1 protein-coding gene is annotated in these 821 nt (G+C 50.1%); it reads left to right on the top strand.

What is annotated here, in order from left to right:
• Positions 1 to 759, top strand: a 759-nt coding sequence (locus tag CWI66_RS17650; RefSeq protein ID WP_232711016.1) for an endonuclease/exonuclease/phosphatase family protein, incomplete at its 5' end; no start/stop codon positions are given.
• Positions 760 to 821: the final 62 nt, after the last annotated feature.

Raw genomic sequence — 821 nt, 5'->3', positions numbered from 1 at the left:
CCTGTATCTATGAAACTTGTAACTTGGAACTGTAATGGAGCACTTAGGCGAAAGCTTGCAGAAGCAGATAGTTTGCAAGCTGATGTCTTGGTGGTTCAGGAGTGTGAAGATCCTGCGCTATCGACCCCCGCATATAGAGAGTGGGCTGGCTCTTACCTGTGGGTGGGCGAGTCAAAAAATCGTGGCATCGGCATTTTTCCACGAAACGGTCATCGAGTTGAAAAGTTAGATTGGAGTGGCAGCTTTTCGGTCCCTGGGCTGTCCAGCAAAAGTGAAGCGCTGAATTGGAGCACGCAAAATCTTAGGCTTTTCCTCCCTTTCATCAACAGGGATTTCACTGTGCTGGCCGTCTGGACTAAGGGGCGCAACGAAGAATCCTTTGGTTACATAGGGCAGTTCTGGAAGTACCTCCAGATTCACCGTGACGATCTTGGCGGGCCAAAGACAATTATTCTCGGCGATTTTAATAGCAATGTGCGCTGGGATAAGCCGGACCGCTGGTGGAATCATTCAGACGTAGTTGCCGAGCTTAGTGAGATGGGCTTCAAGAGCCAGTATCATCGAGTTTTCGAGGAAGACCATGGCAATGAGACCAGCCCGACATTTTTCTTGCAGCGGAACCGCGAGAAGGCTTATCACATTGATTATGTTTTTACCTCGTCAGACTTTGCCGAAGAATGTAATTTGCAGGTTGGCCAGCACGACGAGTGGATTTCAATAAGTGACCATGTGCCGTTGACGTTGAGCATCAACAGTTAACAATCGGCTGCACAGCGACCGATTTTCCGCCGCTTCGCGGCTCCAAACCGGCGCATGAGCCG

The organism is Halomonas sp. 141, from assembly GCF_002810305.1.
In the GTDB taxonomy this organism is placed as follows: Bacteria; Pseudomonadota; Gammaproteobacteria; order Pseudomonadales; family Halomonadaceae; genus Vreelandella; species Vreelandella stevensii.
This window is presented reverse-complemented; position numbering and strand designations above follow the sequence as displayed.